This is a genomic window from Bradyrhizobium sp. LTSP857 (assembly GCF_000938285.1).
Classification (GTDB): Bacteria; Pseudomonadota; Alphaproteobacteria; order Rhizobiales; family Xanthobacteraceae; genus Bradyrhizobium.
Genome location: NZ_JYMS01000006.1, coordinates 70751 through 94095 on the forward strand (window position 1 = coordinate 70751; position 23345 = coordinate 94095).

Annotated in this window: 21 protein-coding genes; 5 read left to right on the forward strand and 16 right to left on the reverse strand. The window is 57.7% G+C overall.

The features are described from left to right. Positions 1-14 precede the first annotated feature (14 nt). From UP06_RS01195 to UP06_RS01230, 7 genes are all read right to left on the reverse strand, one after another. Entirely contained in the window at positions 15-896 is an 882-nt protein-coding gene (locus UP06_RS01195) for an NAD(P)-dependent oxidoreductase (protein ID WP_044999860.1), read from the reverse strand. A gap of 88 nt (positions 897-984) precedes the next feature. Further along, on the reverse strand, positions 985-2364 hold the full coding sequence (locus UP06_RS01200) for an NAD-dependent succinate-semialdehyde dehydrogenase (protein WP_044999861.1): 1380 nt from the start codon (positions 2362-2364) through the stop codon (positions 985-987). A gap of 83 nt (positions 2365-2447) precedes the next feature. Beyond that, positions 2448-3098, reverse strand: a complete 651-nt coding sequence (locus tag UP06_RS01205) for an NAD(P)H-binding protein (protein WP_044999862.1) — start codon at positions 3096-3098, stop codon at positions 2448-2450. A gap of 304 nt (positions 3099-3402) precedes the next feature. Continuing rightward, positions 3403-3780, reverse strand: coding sequence for a tautomerase family protein (locus tag UP06_RS01210; protein WP_044999863.1), 378 nt, complete (start codon positions 3778-3780; stop codon positions 3403-3405). 597 nt (positions 3781-4377) lie between these two features. After that, positions 4378-7230, reverse strand: coding sequence for an ATP-binding protein (locus UP06_RS01220; RefSeq protein WP_044999865.1), 2853 nt, complete (start codon positions 7228-7230; stop codon positions 4378-4380). Positions 7231-7564: 334 nt separating this feature from the next. After that, positions 7565-8857 carry an MFS transporter gene (locus tag UP06_RS01225; RefSeq protein ID WP_044999866.1) on the reverse strand — a complete coding sequence of 431 codons (1293 nt, stop codon included), beginning with the start codon at positions 8855-8857 and terminating at the stop codon, positions 7565-7567. Between the two features lie 623 nt (positions 8858-9480). Continuing rightward, positions 9481-10284 (reverse strand): DJ-1/PfpI family protein, encoded by an 804-nt coding sequence (locus UP06_RS01230; protein ID WP_197087097.1) that lies wholly within the window; start codon positions 10282-10284, stop codon positions 9481-9483. A 50-nt stretch (positions 10285-10334) separates the two neighbouring features. Between UP06_RS01230 and UP06_RS01235 the strand changes: the two genes are divergently transcribed. Continuing rightward, entirely contained in the window at positions 10335-11339 is a 1005-nt protein-coding gene (locus UP06_RS01235; protein ID WP_050031524.1) for a GlxA family transcriptional regulator, read from the forward strand. Between the two features lie 292 nt (positions 11340-11631). Here the strand turns inward: UP06_RS01235 and UP06_RS41845 are convergent, their stop codons facing one another. Beyond that, the gene (locus UP06_RS41845; protein WP_210166313.1) at positions 11632-11814 is read right to left on the reverse strand and encodes a hypothetical protein; all 183 of its coding nucleotides are present in this window, start codon (positions 11812-11814) and stop codon (positions 11632-11634) included. Between the two features lie 29 nt (positions 11815-11843). Continuing rightward, on the reverse strand, positions 11844-12623 hold the full coding sequence (gene phnF, locus UP06_RS01240; RefSeq protein WP_044999867.1) for a phosphonate metabolism transcriptional regulator PhnF: 780 nt from the start codon (positions 12621-12623) through the stop codon (positions 11844-11846). A gap of 50 nt (positions 12624-12673) precedes the next feature. On the opposite strand from phnF, the gene UP06_RS01245 reads away from it, so the two are divergent. Next, complete coding sequence (locus UP06_RS01245) at positions 12674-13126, forward strand: GNAT family acetyltransferase (RefSeq protein ID WP_044999868.1); 453 nt, start codon at positions 12674-12676, stop codon at positions 13124-13126. Here UP06_RS01245 and argF read toward each other — a convergent pair. From argF to phnC, 6 genes are all read right to left on the reverse strand, one after another. Continuing rightward, positions 13123-14001 carry an ornithine carbamoyltransferase gene (gene argF / locus UP06_RS01250; protein ID WP_044999869.1) on the reverse strand — a complete coding sequence of 293 codons (879 nt, stop codon included), beginning with the start codon at positions 13999-14001 and terminating at the stop codon, positions 13123-13125. The two genes, UP06_RS01245 and argF, sit on opposite strands and share 4 nt — an antisense overlap. A 92-nt stretch (positions 14002-14093) precedes the next feature. Next, on the reverse strand, positions 14094-15557 hold the full coding sequence (locus tag UP06_RS01255) for an amidase (RefSeq protein ID WP_044999870.1): 1464 nt from the start codon (positions 15555-15557) through the stop codon (positions 14094-14096). Positions 15558-15607: 50 nt separating this feature from the next. Next, entirely contained in the window at positions 15608-16507 is a 900-nt protein-coding gene (gene phnE, locus UP06_RS01260) for a phosphonate ABC transporter, permease protein PhnE (protein ID WP_050031526.1), read from the reverse strand. Beyond that, the gene (phnE, locus tag UP06_RS01265; protein ID WP_044999871.1) at positions 16504-17346 is read right to left on the reverse strand and encodes a phosphonate ABC transporter, permease protein PhnE; all 843 of its coding nucleotides are present in this window, start codon (positions 17344-17346) and stop codon (positions 16504-16506) included. Before phnE (UP06_RS01265) ends, phnE (UP06_RS01260) begins: the two co-directional genes overlap by 4 nt. Before the next feature lie 16 nt (positions 17347-17362). After that, positions 17363-18277 (reverse strand): phosphate/phosphite/phosphonate ABC transporter substrate-binding protein, encoded by a 915-nt coding sequence (phnD, locus tag UP06_RS01270; RefSeq protein ID WP_044999872.1) that lies wholly within the window; start codon positions 18275-18277, stop codon positions 17363-17365. A gap of 38 nt (positions 18278-18315) precedes the next feature. Further along, positions 18316-19089 carry a phosphonate ABC transporter ATP-binding protein gene (gene phnC, locus UP06_RS01275; protein WP_044999873.1) on the reverse strand — a complete coding sequence of 258 codons (774 nt, stop codon included), beginning with the start codon at positions 19087-19089 and terminating at the stop codon, positions 18316-18318. A 248-nt stretch (positions 19090-19337) separates the two neighbouring features. On the opposite strand from phnC, the gene argE reads away from it, so the two are divergent. The 3 genes from argE to lhpI all read left to right on the forward strand — a co-directional run bounded on the left by argE (position 19338) and on the right by lhpI (position 22656). Next, positions 19338-20513: an acetylornithine deacetylase gene (gene argE / locus UP06_RS01280; RefSeq protein WP_082078503.1), complete on the forward strand. Its 1176-nt coding sequence runs from the start codon at positions 19338-19340 to the stop codon at positions 20511-20513. 37 nt (positions 20514-20550) lie between these two features. Further along, entirely contained in the window at positions 20551-21627 is a 1077-nt protein-coding gene (gene ocd / locus UP06_RS01285) for an ornithine cyclodeaminase (protein WP_044999874.1), read from the forward strand. A 99-nt stretch (positions 21628-21726) separates the two neighbouring features. Continuing rightward, positions 21727-22656: a bifunctional Delta(1)-pyrroline-2-carboxylate/Delta(1)-piperideine-2-carboxylate reductase gene (gene lhpI / locus UP06_RS01290; protein WP_044999875.1), complete on the forward strand. Its 930-nt coding sequence runs from the start codon at positions 21727-21729 to the stop codon at positions 22654-22656. Between the two features lie 20 nt (positions 22657-22676). Here the strand turns inward: lhpI and UP06_RS01295 are convergent, their stop codons facing one another. Continuing rightward, entirely contained in the window at positions 22677-23285 is a 609-nt protein-coding gene (locus UP06_RS01295) for a LysR substrate-binding domain-containing protein (protein WP_197087098.1), read from the reverse strand. Positions 23286-23345 lie beyond the last annotated feature (60 nt).

A 23345-nucleotide genomic window follows, 5' to 3' on the forward strand; every position in this document is an offset into this window, starting at 1 on the left:
TAGCGAGATGCGGATTAGACTGAAACGATGGATTCTTTTTCGAATAGCTTGACGACAGCGGTCATATTGAGTTCGCCAAGATTTTCGGTGATAGCCTTCTGGACCACACCCCGCACTGCGCTGACGGTAGGTACAGATGCATCTCCACCCGCGGTCTTCACCGTGTAGCCGAGGTCCTTTGCGAGATACTTGATTGGAAAATGCGACTCAAAATTACCGCTGAGCATGGATTCGGTATCGCTGGTCAGATGAGCGCTCCATAGCGGCGTAGCTGCCACGGCATCCAGCACCTGTTTGGGATCGACGCCCTGCCTCTTGAGCATGCCAATCATCTCCGCAATGGCGGTCAACTGGACGCCCATCAGCGCGTTTGTGATCAACTTTGCCAGTGCCCCAGCACCCACCGGCCCTGCATGCTGAACGCTGGAACTCATGCTCTTGAGCAGGGGCTCCGCGTGTTTGAGCGTCTCTTCGCTGCCTCCGACCAAAAATACTAACTTTGCAGTCTCGGCCTGCGGGGTGCTGCCGGATACGGGCGCTTCCAACATTGCGGTGCCGGCATTGCTTATGGCGCTCCCAAGTTCACGAGCCCACGCGGGGGTTATCGTAGAGCACTCGATAGCGACAGCCCCCGGCTTCATGTCTGCTAGTGCGCCGGTCGTTTCGTCCAGCCAGACCTTGCGCGAAATCTCATCATCACGAACCATCGTAAGGACGAAGTCGTTACCTTCCGCCGCTTCCCGAGCGGAAGCCGCTGTCTTCGCGCCGATATCGGCCAACTTCTTGACCGCGTCCGAAGCCCGGTCGCACACCGTGACCTCGTGGCCCGCCTTGAGCAGATTAGCCGCCATGTGCGACCCCATCGCGCCCAGTCCGATAAATGCAGCCTTGCTCATGTTTACATCCCTCTCCGCGCACGCTCAGCGAGCGCCGCTTATTGCTTCCATTTCGTTTTCGTCTCGTGATCCGAGCTGCGAATATTCCCTATAGATTCTCTATCCATACCGTTTGCGGATTGACAAAAGCATGGGCTCCGAAACGAGAGAGCTCCCGGCCATACCCGCTATTCTTGACCCCGCCGACCGGGACACGGGGATTGGACGCCGTGAAGCCATTGATGAACACGCCACCGGTGTAGAGCTCACGCGCGATCTTGCGAGCCGCATCCACGTCCCTGGTCCATATATTGCCGCTGAGACCGAACTCGCTTGCATTCGCCGCGTCGACGGCAGCGTTGATGTCCGGGACGCGGGTGATCGCGGCAACGGGACCGAAAGTCTCTTCGTCGAAGGCGGGCATACCTTGCGTCACTCCGCTGAGTACCGTGGGCGTGTAGAAGGCTCCTTTGCCTTCCGCAGGTTTGCCCCCGCACAACGCCCGTGCGCCCTTTGCAATGCTGCCTTCCACCTGTTTATGCAGAGAGTCCCGGAGATCAATCCGTGCCATTGGTCCCATCTGGGTTGCTGGATCTGTCGGGTCGCCAACCCGGATCGCCTTTGCTGCTTCCACAAACAACTTTTCAAAGTCATCTGCTATTTCTTCGACCAAGATGAACCGTTTTGCCGCAAGGCAGACCTGACCCGCATTGCTGAAGCGGCTCGTGATGCCCGCCGCAACGGCCTTGGGTATGTCGGCATCTTTACAGACGATAAAAGCATCAGAGCCACCCAACTCCATGATGGTCTTCTTGATCACTTTTCCGGCCTGTGATGCGACTGCAGAACCGGCTCGCACGCTCCCGGTAACGGAAGCTCCCTGAACACGCGGATCATTGATGACGTTGACGATATCCTCCGTCTTCAGAATTAGGTTCTGAAACACCCCTTCGGGAAAGCCGGCTTCACGCATCACGCGCTCAAATTCGAGCGAACTTCTCTGCGTGTTGGTGGAGTGCTTTATCAAGACGACGTTTCCTGCCAGGAGCGTCGGCAGGGCCATGCGGGTCAACTGCCAAATCGGAAGATTCCATGGCATGATCGCAAGTATCGGGCCGAGCGGCAGATACGAAACGTATGCTTCAACCTTTCCCGTTGGAGCGGGTGCATCCGCAAACATTTGCGGTCCGTGCTCGGCATACCAATCCGCTTCCATGGCGCACTTCTCAATCTCTGCTCCGGCTTCGGCCGAAACTTTCCCCATCTCGGCTGTAATCACTTTCGCGAGTTGGGCCTTCTGCTTCCTCAATGTCGCTGCGAGGTCGGAGAGGAACTGTGCACGCTGATGAACGGACACCCGTCGAAAGGATTGGAAACTTTTATCGGCGCGCGCGAGCACGGCTTCTGTTTCCAGGGGAGAAAAAACGGAGAATGTCTCAATCTGCTCTCCTGTGGCGGGATTCACGGTCGAAAAGCTGGACGAATTCATGTGCTCTCCCTGAAACTTGACGCTTGTGCGATTGCAAACTCGGTCACGCGAGTTTGGATCTCGCGATGTTCGGCGAGCCCGTCCTAGTTCAGTAACGCCGTGACCGCGCTACCAATCGGGGTGCTGCCTGCGGTCACTTCAAGAATTCGCCTCCGCACAACCGAGTGGAGGAGGGCTGCAATCGTCGCAGCCACGTCGTCTCGGGAAATATCCACATGAATCTCAGCGAGTCCCAGACTAACGCTTCCGGTCCCGGGATCGTTCGTGAGTGCAGAAGGCCTTAGAATTACCCAGTCGAGTTCGCTACGGACAAGATCCACGTCTGCCCTCTTTTTAGCTGCCATGTAGTGTTCGAAGCTTTTCGGCATATCTCTTTCTCGCCATGCTTCGGGAAATACTGAAACAAGGAGGAGCCGGGATATACCCGCCGAGCGAGCAGCGGCGGTCGCTTTGCGAACTCCATCACCGTCAACTGCATCGATCATCTTGTCTTGGTCATGTGCTCCGGCACCTGCGGCAAACACCATGACGTCTGATCCAGAAGCCGCAGACGCCAGCTCCTGCTCAGAGATAGTCGACACATCCCCGAGCGTTCCGTCAGCTCCAACCGCGTGTAAGGCGGCAATCTGTTCCGGTCGGCGGTACAGTCCGGAAACCAAGTCTCCTTGTTTCGCAAGGAGCCCGGCAACGCGAGACCCTGTCCCTCCAGTGATGCCTATTATGAAAACGTTCATCGATATCACCTCTGTGCGTCTATGACCGGCTCGAAGAGAGAGTTCCCGGAGAATCCAGCCGTATGTTGAGAAATCATTGAGTGACCGTGGAGCTTAGCTCGTCGTTGTAATCACCCTTACTCACCTCCGGGACAGTTCAGTCGATCGCCTCGGCATCACAAGGCGACCGTCCGCACCGGCGCGCTCTGCATCTCGACGCGTCTACGCCGACCGAGTTTATTCGGCCAACACAGCCGACCTAGGCAAAACCATGAGACCGCCGATGATAGTCCGCCTAACTGACTTTTCTCGAACCGATGGCCAATCAAGTCCAAGGATCGCCTTTGCCAAATGACCAGTCCGAACGCTCGACGAATACGAGGTTGATCATGACGTCATCAGGGCGAATAGAGAGCCTGCTCTTAAGTTCGTCAGCGATGTACCGGAAGAAGGCAAGCTTGGATTCCTTGTCATTCCCGACCGTGCTGGTCACCTGGATCAGGACGAAGTCAGATGATCGCTCACTGCCGAGGAAGTGGCGGTCGTAGATCAAATTATCGGGCTCATGCTCGCTGACGACGATGAAACGGTCGCCTTTCGGCGCCTTCAAAACTCCGACGATCCCGTCCGCTACGACATTGGCCACAGCGGCGCGATATTCGGCGCTTTTTCCTTTAACTAGATCGACACGTGCAAACGGCATAGTGATCTCCTCATTTGAAGGGAACGACCGTGCCTGTGCAAAAGGGCTCAGTCACCGACGGGGGATTGTGCCAGCGGTCTTAGTGAAATGGCGCCTTCCCATCTCACCAACTCCGATCCTTGCATTTAGATCAGACTAATGTGGGCGGCCTCGGTAAATTGAGGTAAAGGCAGTGTTCCTTTTTGCTCACCATCCGTGCCTGATCGTGTTCCACTGGTTCGTCTTCGCAACAGCTGAACGACAGCAATCGGCAGGAATCTCGGCACGCTCCTGCGCCCTGTCAGAAATGTTTAGCCAATGCCGTCCGAACTCGGCTTCCTGCTCGAAACTTTTAGGTATCTCCATTTCTTCGTGAGCGAGAAATTGCAGCGCGGGGACGCTTCGTCTGTTCAGCTTAATTTGGGAGTAGCGGGGGTGCCGCGGTGCTTACGTCTGGGCGGGAGCGACCGTTCTGACGTGCGCAATCACGCGGTATTTCCGGAGGTCAAAGACGGCGGCATTACGTGGAAGGGTTGCCTCTGGTGTTGAGCTATGCACCAGCCTTCGTGGACTCCTATCGGCCGCCTTCGGACGGTAAACTGTGCATTCGCAGCAGCATCAGAAACGGTTCGCGCCCGCGGCGGTGAGCAGGCGAGCGGATCGCTTCAGGTCCTCGGTCGCAGCTCTTTCTTCGAAGCTCTCATACACAGACACGAGGATCTCGACCGCCTCCTTATTCCCTTCGTCGATTGCCATCTCCGCCATGTCATTCACGATCCGCAACTCGAGGGATCGCGCGCCGATGGCCAGGGCGGTTTCTCGCGCTCTACCAAACATGCCGCGGGCATGGTCACGCTCACCAAGCGCCGCCATCGTCTGTGCCTTCACCCGAAGTAGTTCCGGCAGGCACCAGTTCTCCTTTGACTCGCGCTGTAGCGTGAACGCGAGCTCTACCGCTTCGTCGGCGTCGGCGGATCTGCCCATTCCTAGCAGGGCCTCGGCCAACACGCCGAGATACATCGGAGTGCGCACCAGGAATCCGTCGCGAACAAGATCATCAACCGCCGCCCGCATGTCGTCGACTGCGTTCAAGCCACCCCGCGCGTGTCGACCGACGGAGGCGTAGAACCGGTGCACCGGCTCCCAGAGCGCAATATTCTCGCGGTCGAGGTTGCCCCGAAGGATGGTAGAATACCTCTCCAAGGCGTCGATCTGGCCGCTCCAGAGCGCGAGCGGCATGGCGACGAGCGCGAGGATGTTCGACTGGCCCATCAACTGGCCGATCTGCCCCGTCTTCAGCACCATCTCCTCGGCCATTGTAAGGGCACGCGCGGGTCGACCGGTCAGCCATGTCGAAAATGCGAGCGTGCTGTGGATACTGACATACCTCTCCTCCTGATAGCGCGTGATCCTCGATGGGGGCATGCCGTGGGCAAGGTCCTCGGCGAGCCGCGCTAGTTTGGCGCACACGTCCGCCAATTTACCGAGATGCATTTCTGCCAGAGCACCCAACCTCTCCGCGTCGAGCAGCGATGCCTGGTCACCGACTTTCGCGGCGATCAGGACAAAATCTTCCAAGAGGCTGACCGCCCGCTCGTTCCGGCCCGTGTAGATGAAGAAGACCGCCTGGCCGAACATTGCGGACAGGTATCGACCGACGTCGCCGCTGAGTCCGGCGAAGTTGAGTGCGGAGTTCCAAGCTTCGTCCGTTTCGGCGTGGAGCTGCCGGGCAAGAGTCATGCTCCATGCCCGAGACATCGCGAGCGTCGCTTTTTGCCAAGGCGCAACCGCCGTTGACGCGCAGCGGTTCAACGCCCTGTCGACCTGACATAGTTGCTCGTAGATGGACGATTGCTCGTTCCAAAGCCGGATCGCAGAGATCGCAAGGTTGACACCAAGGGATACATCGCCTTCGTCGCTGAAGCACCAGTCAAGAGCCTTGCGTAGGTCACCGGTCCGCGCCCAGTATCGCGCGCGCCAGATGCGATTGTCGACCCAGGCCCATTCGGCCTCGGAGTTTTCGAACGCGGCCAGCACGAGTTGCCCGTGTTGGCGCTGCGCGTCTTGAGCAAAGGGATCCTGGAGCAAGCGCTCCGCCGCGTAGCAACGGGCGCTTTCCAGTAACCGGTAACGTAGCTGCTCCCCATCGATCTCCGCCGACAGCATGGACTTGGCGACGAGGCCGCCTAGTGCCACGGTGGTCTGATAAGGGTCATACTGCACCAATCGAGCCATCCCGGCGACGTCGGTCCACTCGAAAGAACCAGCGAAGACTGACAGCAGTCGAAATATCGTCGACTCCTGGGCGGAGAGTAGCTGGTAGCTCCAGTCCAACATCGCCCAAAGCGTCCGATGTCGTGAATGCGTGGCTTGGTCGTCGTTCCGGAGTTCGCTGAGATGACGGCCAACGGAATCGAGGAGGGCTGCAGGAGAGAATCGATCGAGCTTCGCAGCCGCGATCTCGATCGCGAGCGGAAGGCCGTCCAGCGCTTCGCAGAGGCTTGCAACGGTGTGGGCGTCGCGGTCCACCAACTTGTAGTCAGCCGTTTCAAACGCGCGCAACGCGAAGAGTTTGACCGAGGGATAGGCCAGTGCTTCCGTTGCGCTTTGCACATTTGCCCGGTCGGGGAACGCAAGAGGCTCGACGTGCTGTAGATTCTCGCTAGAGACTCCAAGCGGCTCGCGGCTGGTAGCGAGTAAGCGGCTGCTGATCTTCGCCTCGACGAGCCGTGCCGCAATCGTCGCGGCAGCGTGCAGTACGTGTTCGCAATTGTCCAAGACAATCAATATGCGCCTGTGTTGCAGGTGTTGCACTACGGCCGAGACCAAGTCTGCCGGATGGCCGCGAACGCCTAGAGCCGTAGCCAAGAGATTTGGAACGAGCGCGGAGTCGTTGGTCGCGGACAGATCCACGAAGTGAACGCCGTCAGGAAATTCGTCATGTCTTGTGTGGGCGACCGCGATGGCGAGGCTGGTCTTCCCCACGCCGCCGGGTCCGACAAGAGTCACAAGGCTTGTAAAGTCTAGTGCTCTGGCCACACCCTCTACATCGCGCTGCCGGCCAACGAGTGTGGAAGGCGCGGGCAGACTGGAGACAATCGGCGGATCGTCAACTGAGAAACCCTCAATTTCGATGGGTTCCGTCTGGAGGCGCCCCACAAACTGGTATCCGTGTCCTGCGACTGTCGCGATGTAGGTTGCTTGAGGAAGAGTATCTTCGAGCGCCCGGCGCAAGCTACTGATGTGGACCTTCAGATTAGATTCGTCGACGAAGACGTTAGGCCAGGCGAACTCAATCAGCTCGTTCTTGCTGACCTCCTCTCCGGCCCGCATCAGCAGCAGGTGCAAAATGTCCAGCGCCCTGCCACCGAGCTTCAGAGGACGGTTTTCCCGCACCAAGACCTGTTGGCTTGGAATGAGCCTGAACGGCCCGAACGCAAATGCAACATCGACACTCGGATTAACTCGCATCGCTTTCGTTCATCCCTGAGTATTGCGCGACCACCATCGCTCGCATCCCGTGGCAACGGTGCCGGAGGTCGGTTACCGCGGGTTTCCGCGTCTGTACCAGCCGCCGGCGGTCTCATGATGGGTCGGCGCGACCCAGGAACCGCATCCCGCAATTCCGATACCGTGCGACTTCCCGGCTGCGATGCACGTCGCGACCGTACGGATGGTTGACGACCGGCTGCTGCCCCGACTCGACGCGTTGGCGAACCTGATCGAGACCAAGCCGGCTGGCTGGATGGAAGTGGTTAAGAGAAGCACTCCACCTCACCGTAAACAAGGAGTTTGAGTACAGAACCTAGCTGGATTCGCTAACTTCCGCGCGGTCAGTCTGCAGACACGGCCTGACCGTCATGAACGGTCGGTGCGGCTGCACCGCCCATAGGCACGCAGCCGCCCCGATGCCCGATGCCAACAGGAGGAACCGAACCATCCCCCAGTCTCCGGATGTTGCGACCATGATGGCGGCGATTAGGGGAGCAAGTCCGAGGCCGACTCCGCCGAGGACCTGCACCCACGCAGTCGGGAATCCGCCTGCGCCAGATGTTGCATCCTGAACTGCCGACCACAACACGACTTGTCCGATCCCAACGAATGCCATACCGGCACATGTGAACAACATCATTGTGATGAGACCGTTCATGGACATGCCGATCGCGAAGCAGGTCCCGCTGCCGATCATGGCGATGCCTCCCACGGGAACGCGCGCAACAAAGAGTGACTTGGTCCTCTTCAAAATCGCATCCGAGAGGATGCCGCCCGTCAGAACCGCGAGATAAAGCGCGACGAAGGGTGCGGACGAGAGCCAGCCGGTCTCGATAAGCGAGATGTGGCGGTCATGTGCGAGGTAGATCGGCAGCATGACGTAGACAAAGCTCTGGACGCCCGAGAATAGCAGGTAGGCGGTGGCGAGCGCATGGATGCGCGGTTGCTTCATCGTCTCGATCAGTCGCAGTCCGCTCCAATCGCGACTCGTCAGTGTGGCCTGAGGCCGCCGGAGGTTGGTGACCGCAAATACAAGCAGGCTAATGCCGAAGAAAACTCCGCATATTCCGAAGACCCGGAAGCATGCACGCCAGCCCCATTCGCTGGCTATCACAGCAGTCAAAGGCCCGCTTACGATGGCCCCGAAATAGGCGGCACCCAGCAGCGCCGCGCTACCGCGCGAGCGCAGCCGGAGCGGCACTTCCCGTTCGAGGATCATCACGCTGGACAACCAGTCCGGTGCCTGCAGCACGCCCATCGATGCCCTCAAAAACATGAGACTCATTGGACCGATCGCGAACGGCGTTATTAGGACGGCGAACGACCAGCCGGAGACGCATAGCCCTATTGTGAGCAATGGTCCGAGGCGGGCGGCAAGCCAGGCTCCCGGGATTTGGAACATCGCGTAAGACCAGGCACCCACGGCTAGTATCTGGGTGATCGTGACGAGATCGAGTTCGAACTCCTTCTGGATCATCGGGGCTAGAATGACGATGACCTGTTTGTCGATATTCATCAGAAATGCCGCCGGCATCACGGTCAGGGTTAGCTTGAGCCATGGGGCTCGAGCACCAATATCACCCGTAATTTCTCCGGAAGGCGGCATCAAGCTCCTACTTTCTTATTGCGATTCCATCGACGTCTATGATTTGAAAATTGGCAGGTAGGCGGGCATCTTAAGGTCTCATCGCCTGCGTTAATATGGGGATCTACCTCAATTTGCCGGAGCGCCTTCGCGCCCTGTGTGATCACAAGGCCTAGTTGAGGCTTCGTCGGGAAGATAAGCCAAGGTGCAAACGTGCGGCCATTTTGAGATCGCGCTGCCGCCGGCGGCGGCTCTCTCGTCGTCAATCCCTTGAAGTCAAAGGTCGGGCATGGGAGTGCCACCACAACAACGACAGACCTCACGCCCCCCTCGGCAACTTGACGCCGAACGAGTTCGCACGACAAACTCGAACAACCCGAGAAATTGCCTAGCATCTGGACCACAAAACGGGGCAGCTCCAACCATGGCCCAAACATGCTTCAGGGGGACGACTTCAAGGGGGCAGATCACCAAAAGCAGACGTCGCGTTTTCAGCCGAGTGGCATTCCAAACATTGGGCCGGATGGTGCGGAGGTCGCGGTCGGCATAGCCTCGATAGAGTTGAAAGAGCCGCCTACTCGTCGCGATGTACAGTGAGCGTTCGGTAAGCGATCTAGCGCTGGTCAGCGTATACGGCGCAGGCGTTAGTTTGAATGTCGCATGTTCGCAGCTGCTTCCGCGACTTGAGTCTCGCGCAGTGCGCGCCGTTTGGTTGAGTCGGCCAACACGGCGGCCACGATCTCCGGTGGCGAAGTATAAGGCGTGCCTCCCGTGAACGGAGGCGCTGGATCGTACTCCATGGCAAGCTGGATCTTGCGAGCAATCTTTTCGCCAGCGAGGTCGGCCACTACGCGGAGCGCCATATCGATGCCTGACGTTACCCCACCCGACGTGTAGATATTGCCATCTACGGTCATTCGATCGTTGGAGACCGTCGCGCTAAAATTTGTAAGGAGGTCGCGGGCCTGCCAATGCCCGCCAGATCGCCGGCCAACCAGAAGACCAGCCGCCCCAAGCAGCAAGGAGCCGGTGCAAACGCCAAAGATGTATTGGGAGTGGGCCGCTTCCCGTTTGACGTATGCGACCCACCCGGGATCAAGCATCGCCGTATCGATTCCCGTGCCTCCAGGGATAACAATAATATCGCTCTTTTTGGCGGTCTCGCGTGTGACATTCGGGACTAAACGAAGTCCACGGTCTGTTCGCACGGGATCCATTGTTGCCGCAACAAGATCGACGGTCCATCCCGGCGTGCGAGAAAGCACTTCGAATGGACCGGTAATGTCGAGCTGCACCATGTCGGGTACGGTCACGATATTGCAATGCGTCGGCTGTTTCATTGATGGTTCATCCGGATTGTCTTCCGCCGCCTGGACAACATTGCTACTGTGAATGATCGCCGAAGCGGAAATTGCGAAAGCCAAGGCATCACGCCGCGTCAGTTTCATCTGTATCTCCGCTCAGGAACTTGACAGAACCGTTTGCCTCGCAAACATGTATGTCTGTGTCGTTCATGATCAGCGGCGTGTATATGTCAAACAAGCGACAGAAACTGCCATCAAGACTGGTTTTGATATTGGCGTTTGACGGTGTCCAGATTATTGACATCGCCGAGCCAGCCCAAGTTTTAAGCACAGCTAACGAAGAAGGTGCGGACCCACACTACGATGTCCGAATCGTTGCGCTTAAAGCCGGTTTGATCGAGAGCGAATCCGGCTTCGCTATATTGGCTGGGGAGATTCCAAAAGAGGGCGCGGTGGACACGCTCGTGGTACCCGGAGGGCCTGGCGTTCATATCCTCCGAAAGAATCCGTTAGTGAACATTGCACTGAATGACTTGAGCCAACGCGCCGCTCGGGTTTGCTCTGTTTGTACGGGCTCCTTCCTTCTGGCCGAGGCAGGCATTTTGGACGGTCGCCGGGCGGTTACGCACTGGCGCTCCACCGATCGCTTAGCCAGAGAGTTTCCAAATGTGAAAGTTGATCCCGATCCAATATTCCTGAACGACGGACCCGTGTGGACGACGGCTGGCGTCACCGCTGGTATCGACCTCACCCTAAGCTTGGTGCAACAGGACCACGGTGCGGCACTTTCCGCGCGCGTCGCCCGCCGCCTCGTCGACTATATGCGGCGAGCCGGCGGTCAGAAGCAGTATAGTGAGCCTTTGGCGTTACAGGCGGCGAGCGGGGCACCCTTCGATGCCTTGAGTTGCCAGATTGCAGGCGATCCTCGTCTGCAGTGGACCGTGGAGAAAATGGCCGAGACGGCCGGCCAGTCGCTGCGAACGTTTCATCGCCGGTTTGAAGCGGCTACGGGCCAGTCTCCTGCCAAGGCGGTCGAGAAGATCCGGTGCGATCTCGCACGGTCGCTTCTTCACACAACAGATATGAGTCTTGGGCAGATTGCCGATCGCACGGGGCTAGGCTCCGAGACTCCGCTCAGACGTGCGATGACCCGACAGTTCTGCGTAAATCCGGGCGAGATGCTCGACCGGTTTGCATGACTTCGCACATAAGGCACTCGCTGCGTCTATCCGGATGGTATCACAAATGCCATGCCACTTTGGTGAGGAAGCTCGGTCCCACAATCTAAAATACACGTGCGTTTTCAACTTGAGTCACGAGCCAGATTCGGAGGCACTATCTCGAGTTCAATGGGAAACATGCAGACTGCCTTGAGCCAAATGTCTGCATTGGTTGATTCGCTACATGGCCGGCCCAGCGGCAACTCTGGCCATGTCCTCTATGCCGCCAAAAGCGGAAGTGAATTCAGACCATTAACAGCTTCGCGGTCAGCTAGTGCGGCTTGTGGTGTTCTCGTAAGCATTCCCATTCGTCATAGGCATGCGTGTCCTGGAGTCGTGCCTCCAGAAATCTGTCACCGATGGCGACAGTCGGGGACGGATCCAGCGCGTTCCATTGCGGTTCGTTCCACGAATTGAGCTCTGGGCAGGCCGCGATCGGCGACGTAGTCATCATCCATCACACGCCTATAGAAAGCATCGCCATCATCGCTTCGGATTAACGACTTCCGCGCCGATATTGCGCACGCTTTCATCGAGTTCGATATCAAGTTGAACTCGGCCCGAGGCATAACGCGATGCACCGAAGTCGACAGGAGCACCTGCCTGATCCACATAAGTACTTTCAACGACGAGTATTGGATGCGGCAATCCGAACACTTCCGTTTCCTCCTGATCTGGCATCCGCGCCATTACTCGGACCCTCTGGCGCTTCGAGTGCACTCCGTAGGACAAAAGAGCAGCGCGAATTGATCCTTCGGTTTGGTAACGCTCGATGAGATCCGGAAAACGGTCCATCGGGAAGCTATGACGCGCAATGAGAACCGGTTCCCCATTTGCGCGGCCGATGGAATCGAGAAATACGGTTGGTATTCCGTCGTCAATTTGCAACACATGCGCAACTGCGCCTGACGCTGGAGCTACACCGGACGAGATGAGCTCCACACTGGGTGATTGGCCACCAAGAGCCACGGCCTCCCAAAAGCGCGTCGACGAGGCTAGTTGGTAGTTGAGCACATCCTGACGAACGAACGCACCTCGTCCATTCTCCACGCGGACAATCTTGTTGCTGACGAGTTCCGCAAGGGTGCGGCGGATCGTGTGACGGTTCACGCCAAACCGCTCAGCAAGGGCCGCTTCGCTTGGAAGCTTGTCACCGGGGACGAACTGCCCACTCCATATTTCGCCGATGAGTACCTGCTCGACCTGCTTCCAAACGGCAGTGCCCTTTCGGCGTTCGTGGACGGGAAGCGATTGTGTTGACATGCGAATCCGGATACCTATCTATGTTCCTCTACAGGTAGCAAGGCAGCGCGATGGATTCAACACCTGATGGAACGACTGGCCTCCCGCCCATCGAGGGAGCGTCCCATGCCGATCGAGAGGCGATCGTTCGCCTTTGGGAGCGAGCTGGCCTCGTCGCAAGCTACAATGATCCCGGCGATGACTTCGACTTCGCCGTTGCAAAGTCCAATTCGGACGTCCTTGTTGTACGCGAGCACGGAGCGATCATCGCATCTGTGCTCGTGGGACACGATGGTCACCGTGGTTGGCTTTGGTACGTATCCGTCGATCCCGATCATCAAAAGCGGGGGCTCGGCGTTGCCGTGGTTACGGCGGCCGAAAGCTGGCTCGCCCGGCGAGGCGTTCGCAAGGTCATGTTGCTCGTCCGCGAAACCAATACAGCGGTCGTCAAATTCTACGACAGGCTGGCGTATGAAACTGTTCCTCGAACGGTCATGCAGAAATGGCTGGTTCCCCCGAACTAACCGACGAGCGAGCGTAACAATGCCATCTGCATGTATTTTCGGTTCTCCGCCTGGTCGAGAACGATCGACCGCGCGCCGCGCAGAACGTCACTGCTGATCTCCTCACCCGGATGCGCCGGGAGGCAATGCATGACAAGCGCGTGGCTAGGGGCGCGTGCAACAAGCTCTTTATTGACTTGATAACCGGAGAAGGCGTTGAGCCTTCGATCGCGCTCTGCTTCCATACCCATCGATACCCAAGTATCGGTGTATATGACGTCGGCATCGGTAACGGCGTGTACCGAGCTAGCTGATAGTTTTGCGAACTTGCCGGCCTTGGCGAGAGAGTCCGGAGATGGCTCGTATCCTGGTGGCGTGGCGATCGTCAAATAGACGCCATAGGCGGATGCTACCTCAAGCAACGATGCACACACGTTATTGCCATCCCCAACGTACGCAACCTTCAACCCGCGCAGATCTCCGAAGACTTCCGCCATAGTCATGTAGTCGGAGAGCGCTTGGCAGGGATGATGGAGATCGCTCAGTCCGTTTATGATCGGAACATCGACGGCGTCGCGCATCGTCACCAAGTCTGAATGGTTGCGCACGCGGGCAACGATCGCATCATAATATCTCGCAATCACTCGAATTTCGTCTTCAAGATCGGACAAGATAAAGTTGCTCGTGTTCCAGTCGATGACGGATGCGCAGCCCCCCATGTCCCATATGCCGACTTCGAAGGAACAGCGTGTCCGGGTCGACGTCTTTTGAAAGAGCAGTGCAATGCGCTGATTGGCCAACGCGCGTGAAACATCGACCGTACCGCGCTTGATTGCGAGGCCGTCGCGCAACAATTCTGCCAAGACAGGCGGCGGCAGGTCGGAAGGCGCAAGCAATGCTTGCGCCTTCCGCGGAGGCGAGACCAATCGATGTTGTTGCCGCGTTATGACCGAGTTTGCGGCATCAGCCCGGTCTTGAGGTCGTGTGCTCATGCCGCGACAGAGGCTCCGAGCTTTGGACCGGCCGCCAATTTCCGCACATCAGGCAACGGCCGCCGCAGTTCGGTGCTTTGTGCAAAATGGCTCTCGAGCGCGAGGCAGATCTCCAGTACCCGTCGATCGCCATTGCGCGGCCCAACGACCTGAAGGCCGAAGGGCGTCCCTTGTGAGTCGAGACCGGCCGGAATCGAAGCAGCCGGATGCCCGACAAGCGTGATGCCGTACGTGATGCTGTACCATTCTGCATAGTGTTGCGCCGGACGGCCTTGCAGAACCTTTGGAAAGCCAATCGCGTGCTTGTAGGGAGAGACATTCACGGAGGGCACGATCAACACATCATAGCTGGTGAAAATCTTTTGAAATTCGCGGTAAATTCGGGTCTGCTCGGCCATCGACCAGGCGATGTCGGCTCCCGACATTGCCAACGCCTCATTCATGTTGGAGACAATGTTGGGGTCCAGCTCATCGCCGTACTTCTCAAAACGGTCCTTCATACCGGCAAGGAGATAGAGCCCTCGAACGCCCCAGTAGGCGCGTTCTGCATTCTCCATCGATACGGCGTACGGCTCCAGGCGCGCAAACGTGCCGTCAAGGTGTCGCATCTTTTTCCGAAACGTTTCCCGAACGTCTTCGTCAACAGGTGCGAAGCCTAGATCCTCCGAAATTGCGACTCTCAAGCCGGAAATATCTACGGGCTGAAGATTCATGAAGGAGACAGGATCTACCGGCGTCGAAAGCATGTCTCTGGGATCGTACGCCGCCATGGCTCCGAGCAGGAGAGCCGTATCACGTACGTCCCGCCCCATCGGGCCTTGGACACCGTTCGTGGTTAGCCCCACTGTTCGCCGCTCGGAGGGTACAAGTCCTGGCGAAGGCCGCAATCCGAAGACGCCGCAAAACGCCGCGGGGTTGCGAATGCTTGCGCCGGAGTCTGAGCCGTTCGCGATCGGAACCATATTGGTGGCAAGGGCGACGCCGGCTCCCCCCGATGAGCCTCCGCAGGTCCTTGTCGTGTCGAAGGGGTTTCCCGTCTGTCCGAAAACGCGGTTTACCGTGTTCGATCCGATTCCGAATTCCGGCGAGTTTGTCTTGCCAAGGATAATGGCACCTTGCGCTCGCATCCGAGCGACGACGGCTTCGTCTTCCTTCGGCACGTGATCCTTGAAAAGTGGCGACGCAAAAGTCGTTCGAATGTCCGCCGTTTCGTTGAGATCCTTGATGGCGGCGGGTAGACCGTGAAGGAGTCCAAGCTTTTCCCCCTTCATCACGGCGACTTCCGCGCGCTTCGCCTCCTGCCGCGCACGCTCGTAGGATTTCGTAACGATAGCATTGACTGCAGGATTCACCCACTCAATCTGCTCGATGCATGACTCCAGAAGCTCCACCGGAGAGAGTTTGCGGGATCCGATGAGTCGCCGCGCCTCAACAGCGCTGAGGTCGCATGGCTTTGTCATTATAGTCTCCTTTTAGTACCCGACATTAGAGGTGTTGAGTTCGACGCAGATCACGCGATCTGGCGACGAACAACTCGTGACGCGAAGTCAATCAAGGTGACAACCGCCAGAATCATCAGCACGACCATAAAGACTTGATCCCAAAGCAGCAGTTGCATCCGCTCCGAGAGCTCATAGCCCAATCCACCGGCGCCGACGACGCCAAGGATCGTCGCCGAGCGTGCGTTGCTTTCGAAATAGTAGAGTATGTTGGATAGAAAGAGCGGGAGGATCTGAGGAACATACGCCCAGCGCAGCAAAGTCAGGCGATCTGCACCACAGGACTGCACGCCCTCGATTTGCTTGTTGTCGATCTGCTCGATGATCTCAGAGAAGACTTTCGCGAGGACTGCACCGTCGGCAATGGCGATTGCCATAATGCCGGCGAAAGGCGTTAGGCCAACAGCGCTGACGAAAATCAACGCCCAGATGAGCACATCAACGCCCCGAACGAAGTCGAAAAGGCGTCGAACGACGAAACGAAGAGGCCAGACCCCCACAACGTTACTAGCGCCCAAGAAGCTGAGCGGAATCGCAATCACAGCGGCAAGCACCGTCCCGACGAAGGCCATCGCGACGGTCTGCCCCAAGGCGTACAGGAGTTCGGAAAAGTGCCCTCCCGCCGTGGGCGGTACCATCGACCTCAAAAAGCCACCAAGCTTCTCGAGCCCACGCGCCATCGACAGGGGATTCAAGCCAACTTTATATGCGGCACCGATGAAGACAGCGAGCCCGAGAAGCAGCAGTGCAACGCGCCTTTGTCGGGTACGCCGGTGAGCGATAAGAATCTCAGAGAGTGCGAGGTTGCTGGGCTGAGTCTGCCCAGCAGATGCGTTATCGCCGGGTTCGACGGCAATTATGGCCACTGCACTATTTGGCATGCGATCGTCCCGCTTTGATTCAGCGTTCATGTGAATAGCCGACGCGCGCGGTCACAGGTCATATCCACAACCATGACGGTGCAGATGATCATGAGCACGATTGCGCTGACGTCTTGATACTGAAAAGAGCGAATTGCGACGAATAATTCCTGCCCTATTCCACCAGCGCCGACCAAGCCAATGATGGTTGCCGATCGGATGTTCTTCTCAAATCGGAGCAGTGTATAACTGACGTAAGCTGGCGCAACTTGCGGCAACAGAGCAAAGCGAACGACAGAAAACCATCCACCTCCGGCGCTCTGAACGGCCTCGAATGTTTTGCCATCCGCAGTCTCGTTGACTTCCGAAAACAACTTGCCGAGCGAGCTAGCGGAGTGCAGAGCCACCGCTAAAATACCCGCCGTCGCCCCGAGTCCGAAGGCGAGCACAAAGGCCATTGCGTACACCAGACTGGGAACCGTTCTAATCAGCTCAAGCAAGCGACGAACGACGAAGTAGGCCCAGCCGCTCGTCAAGTTTCGTGAGGCGACGAAGCTAAGCGGGGCTCCGATGACGAATCCAATGACTGTGCTCAAGAATGCGATGAGAATCGTGTCCGATAACGCATTGAGCCAAGTGCCGGCAGACCAATACCAACTCTTCAGATCCGGTCCGACGGTATTGAAGTGGAGCGACGGCACCATCCTTCCGATGTAGTCTGCCGCCGCGGAAGCGCCGTCCAAGAGTGCCTGCGGGCTCACTTCGCCGATGCGGGCCGACAATGCCAACAGAACGATAAATACAGCGACTGCGCCAGTCGCCGAGATCAGCTCGCGGGCACGCTTTGATCTCGTAACTTCTTCGAATTCTATCAGGGATGACCAGGACATAAGGATACTCAGTTGGTCACTGCTTCCGCTTCGCAGCGAGGTTTTCTCTGATCATCGTGACGATCGGAACGTAGTCATCGTGGGTGATGGTAACGATTCCTTCGTATGTGCCGTCCCCAAGGCGCTTCAGAAGCGCGGGGTCAGCTTTCGGAAGATCAAGCAACGCTTTCTGAATGTCTAAGCGCATCGAGCTTGGCAGGTCGGAGCGTGCGGTGAACACATCCCCCTCAATCTTGGGAGACTTCCAGACGAGGCGGACGGCGTTGGGCGGAATAAGCCCTTTGCTTTCCATCCGTGTGACGTTGGTTCTCGTCTCCGCCGTGTACCAGGTTGCGGCGGCATCGTAGGTACCGTTATAGACCGCCATCACAGCGTTCTCGTGTGTTCCAGCAAAACCCGTCTTCGCGAAGAATTTTGAAGGATCCTTCCCCTCCTTGCGTAGGAAGAACGATGGCACTTCAAATCCGCTGGTCGAGTTCGGATCCGTATAGGCCAGCGTCTTGCCTTGCAGGTCATCAACGGTGCGATAGTTGCTATCGCTCTTGACGATGATCATCGAATAATAGCCGGTGTCACCGCCAGCGGCGACCACGGCCGCAATTGGCTCCACATTTGCCTGTGTCACCAACCACGCCTGGGCATAGCCGGCGGCGCCGAGATAGGCCAATTCAAGCCGTTTGGACCGCAACGCCTCGATCGTGCCTGCATAGTCCGTTGTTTGTCGAACCACGACTTTCGTACGAAGGGCGGAAGCCAAATATTCGGCCATTTCGCCCCACCGGCTCATCCCCTCTGCATTCTCGTTGGGGCGAACGGAAAATCGTATCTCTGGAAATTGAGTGCGCCAATCATCCGCGGCCTTTGCATTGGGTAGTTGCAGGCCTAGCGCAGCAGCAGCAGACAGCCGGAGAACATCTCGCCGAGTTTGCATCGATCCCTACTCCTGAAACTTTCGGGGGTGTCCGGCGGCTAATCGACGTTAGCCAATGAAGCGTCGAGCTCGCTCTCGGAGGCGACGCCATAGACTTGGCTCACCCTGGCCGGGCTAAGTTCGGTCGGGGAGCACTCAAACGCGATCCGTCCATCGACCATGCCAATGATGCGATCGCAGTAGTTACGAGCGGTATGCAAATTATGCAGGTTGCAGATAACCGTCAGCCCGCGCTCCCTGTTGATTTTTCGCAAAGCGTCCATCACCACCTTGGCGTTCCTTGGGTCCAGTGAAGCGACAGGTTCATCTGCCAGAATGATTTGGGGGTTCTGCATGAGTGCGCGCGCGATGGCTACGCGCTGCGCCTGACCACCCGAGATCCCGTCGGCCCGGTGAAGCGCTCGAGCTGACATGTCGAGCTCATCCAAGAGGCGGTACGCCTGTCGGCGCTCATCGTCGGAGAACACACCGAGCAGATTTCGCCAAGACGACCGACGAGAGACGCCGCCGATCATCACATTAGTGATGACGTCCACACGTTGAATCAGATTGAACTGCTGAAAGATCATCGCGCATTGCGCGCGCCAGGCCCGCAGATGCGCTCCTGAAAGACGAGCAATGTTGCGGCCGTCCCAGGTTAGCGATCCCGAACTTGGATCGATGAGGCGATTGATGAGGCGCAGGAGCGTGGATTTTCCCGCTCCAGACCTGCCAATGATCCCGACCATCTGGCCTTTGCCCACCGACAACGAGACACCATCAACCGCGCTGAGAGCACCGTAGGTTTTGGTAAGACCTTGGATCTGCAGCATTGCCGGAGCCCTTTTCCCAAGAGGCCTATCCTAGTTTCTAGGTAGCTAGACCTGTTGACGTATCTATACAGCTCAAATACAAAGCCACCCATCCTCACGTCAAGGTGAAATTTTGTGCTGCACTGCACGATATTCGGACAACTTTCTTTCGCGGCTGCGTCGCCAGTCTTGGATGTTGTTGAAGTCGGGCGCGCTGGCGGAAGCAAACAGCCCAGCCGCAAGCGAAACCGGCGCGGAAAGGCGAACCCATGAAACAACCGGGAGACCGCGCACTGAGCGAGAGCTTGTCGCGAATGGGAGACATTCTTGAGCGCTTGATCGCCTTCAACACGATCAGCGAGAGGTCAAACAAGGACCTTTCGGCGTATGTCCGCGACTATCTGACCGCGTACGATATACCCTTCGAAATATCGGAAGATCCGACCGGAGAAAAAGTCGCGATACTCGCGACTGTCGGGCCGATGATCAATGACGGCGTCGTGCTCTCGGGCCACACTGATGTGGTGCCGGTTACGGGCCAGTCTTGGACTTCGGACCCGTTCTTGCTGCGTCGTGACGGCGATCGTTTCGTAGGCCGCGGCGCCGTCGACATGAAGGGCTTTTGTGCCGCTGCCCTGGCCGCACTTCCCAGACTTCGAGAGCGTCCCCTCAAGAGGCCTCTTCATCTTCTTCTATCCTACGACGAAGAAACCAGCGGTATCGGCTCACTCTCATTCATCGAGAGTTTTGGCCGTGACCTACCTCGCCCCTCTCACGCAATCATCGGCGAACCGACCGAAATGCAGGTCGCTATCGCTCACAAAGGCCTCGTGAGCTACCAAACAAAGGTGAGTGGGATCGCTGCCCATGCTTCGCGGCCCGCCGACGGCGTCAATGCCATCGATATCGCCAACGAGGCAATGACCTTCCTCAGATGTGCCGCAACCGAGCTGCAGGCAGATCGCCTCAAAGATGCGCGTTTCGACCCTAGCTTCACAACTGTGCATGTCGGTTGGATCAACGGTGGGACGGCCGCCAATGTCGTTCCCAGCGATTGCACGTTCGAATGGGAGGTCCGAAGCGTCCCGGGGGTCGACGACGGACTGGTAAATGAAAAGCTCGATGCCTGGGCTGCGGCCACCTTGACCGCATTGCAGCCGACCGTGGATATATCGACGACAACTACCTGCATGCTCCCCGCTCTTTCGACGGACGCAAAGCACGCCGCCGTCTCCACTACCCTAAGACTGGCCAAACGAGATCAACCCTGCACCGTACCGTACGCAACCGAGGCTGGGCATTTCCAGCGTGCAGGTATTGCCGCAGTCGTCTGCGGGCCAGGCTCCGTCGAGCAGGCCCATCGCCCCGACGAATACATTCGGCTCAGCGAATTGCAGCGGTGTGGAGACTTTATCACGCAGCTTGGTGATTCCTTGTGCGTCTAAATCGTCCTAGCAAATCGCGCGAATTTGAGGCTCCGTAATGCCTGCCATTCAACTTGCCGTCCCGCTGCCCACGCCGCCGCTCAACGTCGTACCTTTCGTCAGCGTCGAGCGGATGATGCGACTCGTTTTGCAGACCGGCATCGAGCGATTTCTGGCCGAGCTCGCGGAGACTATTGAAAACGACTTTCGCCGCTGGAACTCCTTTGAGAAGCATTCTCGTCTTGCGGCTCACAGCCGAGACGGCGTTATTGAGCTGATGCCGACGAGCGACGGAGAGCTATACGCCGTCAAGTACGTGAACGGTCACCCCTATAACGGGCGAAGCGGACGCCAGACGGTCGCGGCATTCGGTGTCCTATCCGAAGTTTGGACTGGCTATCCAGTGATGATTTCAGAGATGACCCTTTTGACCGCGTTACGGACCGCGGCGACGTCAGCCATGGCGGCCAAATATCTTGCGCCGCAGGGCGCCAGGACGATGGCGATCATCGGAAACGGTGCGCAAGCCGAATTTCAGGCACTCGCGTTCAAGACCCTTCTTGGTGTCGACCAGTTCAGATTGTTCGATATCGATGCTTCCGCCAGCGAAAAGTGCGCTCGCAACTTGGCGAAGGCGGGCCTCTCGCCGAAGATCTTGCGCAGTCCGGAAGAGGCTATCGAGCATGCCCAGATCATTACCACGGTCACGGCAGACAAGCAGATGGCCACTATCTTGATCGACAACATGGTCGGGCCCGGTACACACATCAATGCCGTGGGTGGCGACTGTCCCGGCAAGACGGAGCTGCATCCCGATATCCTGCGCCGATCCGGTATTTTCGTGGAGTTCGAGCCGCAAACCAGGATTGAGGGAGAGATCCAGCAACTTCCCTCAGACCACGCGGTCGTTGAGCTCCATCGCGTCATCTCTGGAGAATACCTTGGCCGCACTTCAGGCAACGAGATCACATTGTTCGATTCGGTCGGCTTTGCGATCGAGGATTTCTCGGCCTTGCGCTACGTCCGTCATCTCTTGCGCGACACAACAGATTACGAGCCGTTGGATCTTTTGGCAGATCCCGACGACCCCCGCGACCTCTTCGGAATGCTCATGCGCGCCGAAGCGAGGCTTTGACCGGCCGATAGCTCGCCGATGCCGAACCTAAGCGGCGCTAAAAAGGTGATCGATGTCCGGGACGCGACTTGATCTTGTATCAAAATTATTGGAGCCCGCGTGCTACCCTATTTAACTGCTCCGGAGATCAACGCGGGGCTGGATTATCCCCGGCTCATCGATGCTCTTGATGAGGCCTTTCGTTCCCTGAGCGAACGCATGCCCGTCCGTCAACGCTATGATGTCGGGACGACGAGAAGTCCCGGTCATCTTTTGACGATGCCGGCTTGGGAAAGAGGCCACTCCTTAGGAGTGAAGCTTGTAACCGTATTCCCCGAAAACGCCGCATTCGGTCTCGGGGCAGTTTCGTCCGTGTATGTTTTGTTGAACGCCGTCACGGGCCAGCCACGCGCAATCATAGATGGCGAGGCGCTGACGAACCGGAGAACGGCCGCAACTTCCGCGCTGGCCTCACGCTACTTGTCGCGTTCGGACAGCTCGACCTTGCTGCTCGTCGGGACAGGTCGCCTGGCTTCATGCTTGCCCGAGGCTCATCGAGCCGTGAGGTCAATCAGCAAGATCATCGTATGGGGCAGGAGCAGGCAGCGCGCGATCACGCTTGCAAATGAGTTGATCAAGATGGGTTTTGACGCCCGAGCGACAGACGATCTCATAACTTCTCTGAATGAGGCGGATATCGTTAGTTGCGCAACGACCTCCCGCGAACCGATTGTGACAGGACGACATCTGCGGCCAGGGACGCATCTCGATCTGGTAGGCGCTTTTACACCAGATATGAGAGAGAGCGACGATGACGCAGTATGCCGCAGCCGGGTGTTCGTCGATACTATCGCAGGAGCGTTGACCGAAGCCGGCGATCTTCTTCAACCAATCGCCGCTGGCCGCTGGAGCGCCGACGACGTTTGCGCCGATCTTCATCAACTCGCCGCCGGGACCTCCGCGGGACGTCTTAGCCTTGACGAGATTACGCTCTTCAAATCCGTAGGTAGCGCGATCGAGGATCTGGTCGCAGCTTCGCTTCTGATCTAAAAGATACCTGATGGCTGCCCTCAGTGTTCCGTCATGGTATCGACAAGGAATTCGACAAACGCCTCAGCCTCCGGGGAGAGGGCTTCTTGGACAAGCACGTGGGCCTCTATCACCCCAATGTCCCAGCTTGCCAGCACCGAAATGAGACGCCCTTCTTTAATGTCATGACGAAGGATCGGTTGAGCGGAAATTACCAGACCCATGCCACCGATGCCGGCAGCCAGCGCTGATTCAGTATCCGTGACCGTGAGCGGTCCAGCAAGCCGAACCGAGAGATTTCTTCCGCGTTTCGTTAGAGTGAGGCGCACATCTTTCGGAATGTCCCCCCCGACGAAATGATGTGAAGACAAATCCGTCGGCACTCTCGGTACACCATATGTCTGCAAATAGTTGGGGGCCCCAGCCATCGTCAGGGGCCAGCTGCCCATCGATCTTGCCGACATTTCGCTGTTTGAGGGGCTGCCCAGGCAAACCGCGACGTCTGCTTCACCCAGACCTCGGCACCGTTCCTCTGTGCTCACTTGGATCGATAGAAAAGGGAATTTGCTCCTGAAAGTCTGCAGCCTGGGGATGATGATCCGGCTCACAAGGATCGAATCGGCCGCCACGCGCAAGACTTGGCTCGTCATTTGGGACCGCATGATTTGTCTTCTGGAAAGAGAATAATGGTATCGCGCCGCCTTACCTGT

What these genes read in the sequence shown, in the direction of transcription:
- ocd (WP_044999874.1), top strand. Translation starts at nt 20,551, where the DNA reads ATGCCTGCCATTCAACTTGCCGTCCCGCTGCCCACGCCGCCGCTCAAC.
- UP06_RS01205 (WP_044999862.1), bottom strand. Translation starts at nt 3,098, where the DNA reads ATGAACGTTTTCATAATAGGCATCACTGGAGGGACAGGGTCTCGCGTT.
- UP06_RS41845 (WP_210166313.1), bottom strand. Translation starts at nt 11,814, where the DNA reads ATGATGACTACGTCGCCGATCGCGGCCTGCCCAGAGCTCAATTCGTGG.
- UP06_RS01230 (WP_197087097.1), bottom strand. Translation starts at nt 10,284, where the DNA reads ATGAAACTGACGCGGCGTGATGCCTTGGCTTTCGCAATTTCCGCTTCG.
- phnD (WP_044999872.1), bottom strand. Translation starts at nt 18,277, where the DNA reads ATGCAAACTCGGCGAGATGTTCTCCGGCTGTCTGCTGCTGCTGCGCTA.
- argE (WP_082078503.1), top strand. Translation starts at nt 19,338, where the DNA reads ATGAAACAACCGGGAGACCGCGCACTGAGCGAGAGCTTGTCGCGAATG.
- phnC (WP_044999873.1), bottom strand. Translation starts at nt 19,089, where the DNA reads ATGCTGCAGATCCAAGGTCTTACCAAAACCTACGGTGCTCTCAGCGCG.
- UP06_RS01200 (WP_044999861.1), bottom strand. Translation starts at nt 2,364, where the DNA reads ATGAATTCGTCCAGCTTTTCGACCGTGAATCCCGCCACAGGAGAGCAG.
- UP06_RS01245 (WP_044999868.1), top strand. Translation starts at nt 12,674, where the DNA reads ATGGATTCAACACCTGATGGAACGACTGGCCTCCCGCCCATCGAGGGA.
- phnF (WP_044999867.1), bottom strand. Translation starts at nt 12,623, where the DNA reads ATGTCAACACAATCGCTTCCCGTCCACGAACGCCGAAAGGGCACTGCC.
- UP06_RS01220 (WP_044999865.1), bottom strand. Translation starts at nt 7,230, where the DNA reads ATGCGAGTTAATCCGAGTGTCGATGTTGCATTTGCGTTCGGGCCGTTC.
- UP06_RS01295 (WP_197087098.1), bottom strand. Translation starts at nt 23,285, where the DNA reads ATGACGAGCCAAGTCTTGCGCGTGGCGGCCGATTCGATCCTTGTGAGC.
- UP06_RS01255 (WP_044999870.1), bottom strand. Translation starts at nt 15,557, where the DNA reads ATGACAAAGCCATGCGACCTCAGCGCTGTTGAGGCGCGGCGACTCATC.
- UP06_RS01225 (WP_044999866.1), bottom strand. Translation starts at nt 8,857, where the DNA reads ATGCCGCCTTCCGGAGAAATTACGGGTGATATTGGTGCTCGAGCCCCA.
- phnE (WP_044999871.1), bottom strand. Translation starts at nt 17,346, where the DNA reads ATGTCCTGGTCATCCCTGATAGAATTCGAAGAAGTTACGAGATCAAAG.
- UP06_RS01235 (WP_050031524.1), top strand. Translation starts at nt 10,335, where the DNA reads ATGTCTGTGTCGTTCATGATCAGCGGCGTGTATATGTCAAACAAGCGA.
- phnE (WP_050031526.1), bottom strand. Translation starts at nt 16,507, where the DNA reads ATGAACGCTGAATCAAAGCGGGACGATCGCATGCCAAATAGTGCAGTG.
- UP06_RS01210 (WP_044999863.1), bottom strand. Translation starts at nt 3,780, where the DNA reads ATGCCGTTTGCACGTGTCGATCTAGTTAAAGGAAAAAGCGCCGAATAT.
- UP06_RS01195 (WP_044999860.1), bottom strand. Translation starts at nt 896, where the DNA reads ATGAGCAAGGCTGCATTTATCGGACTGGGCGCGATGGGGTCGCACATG.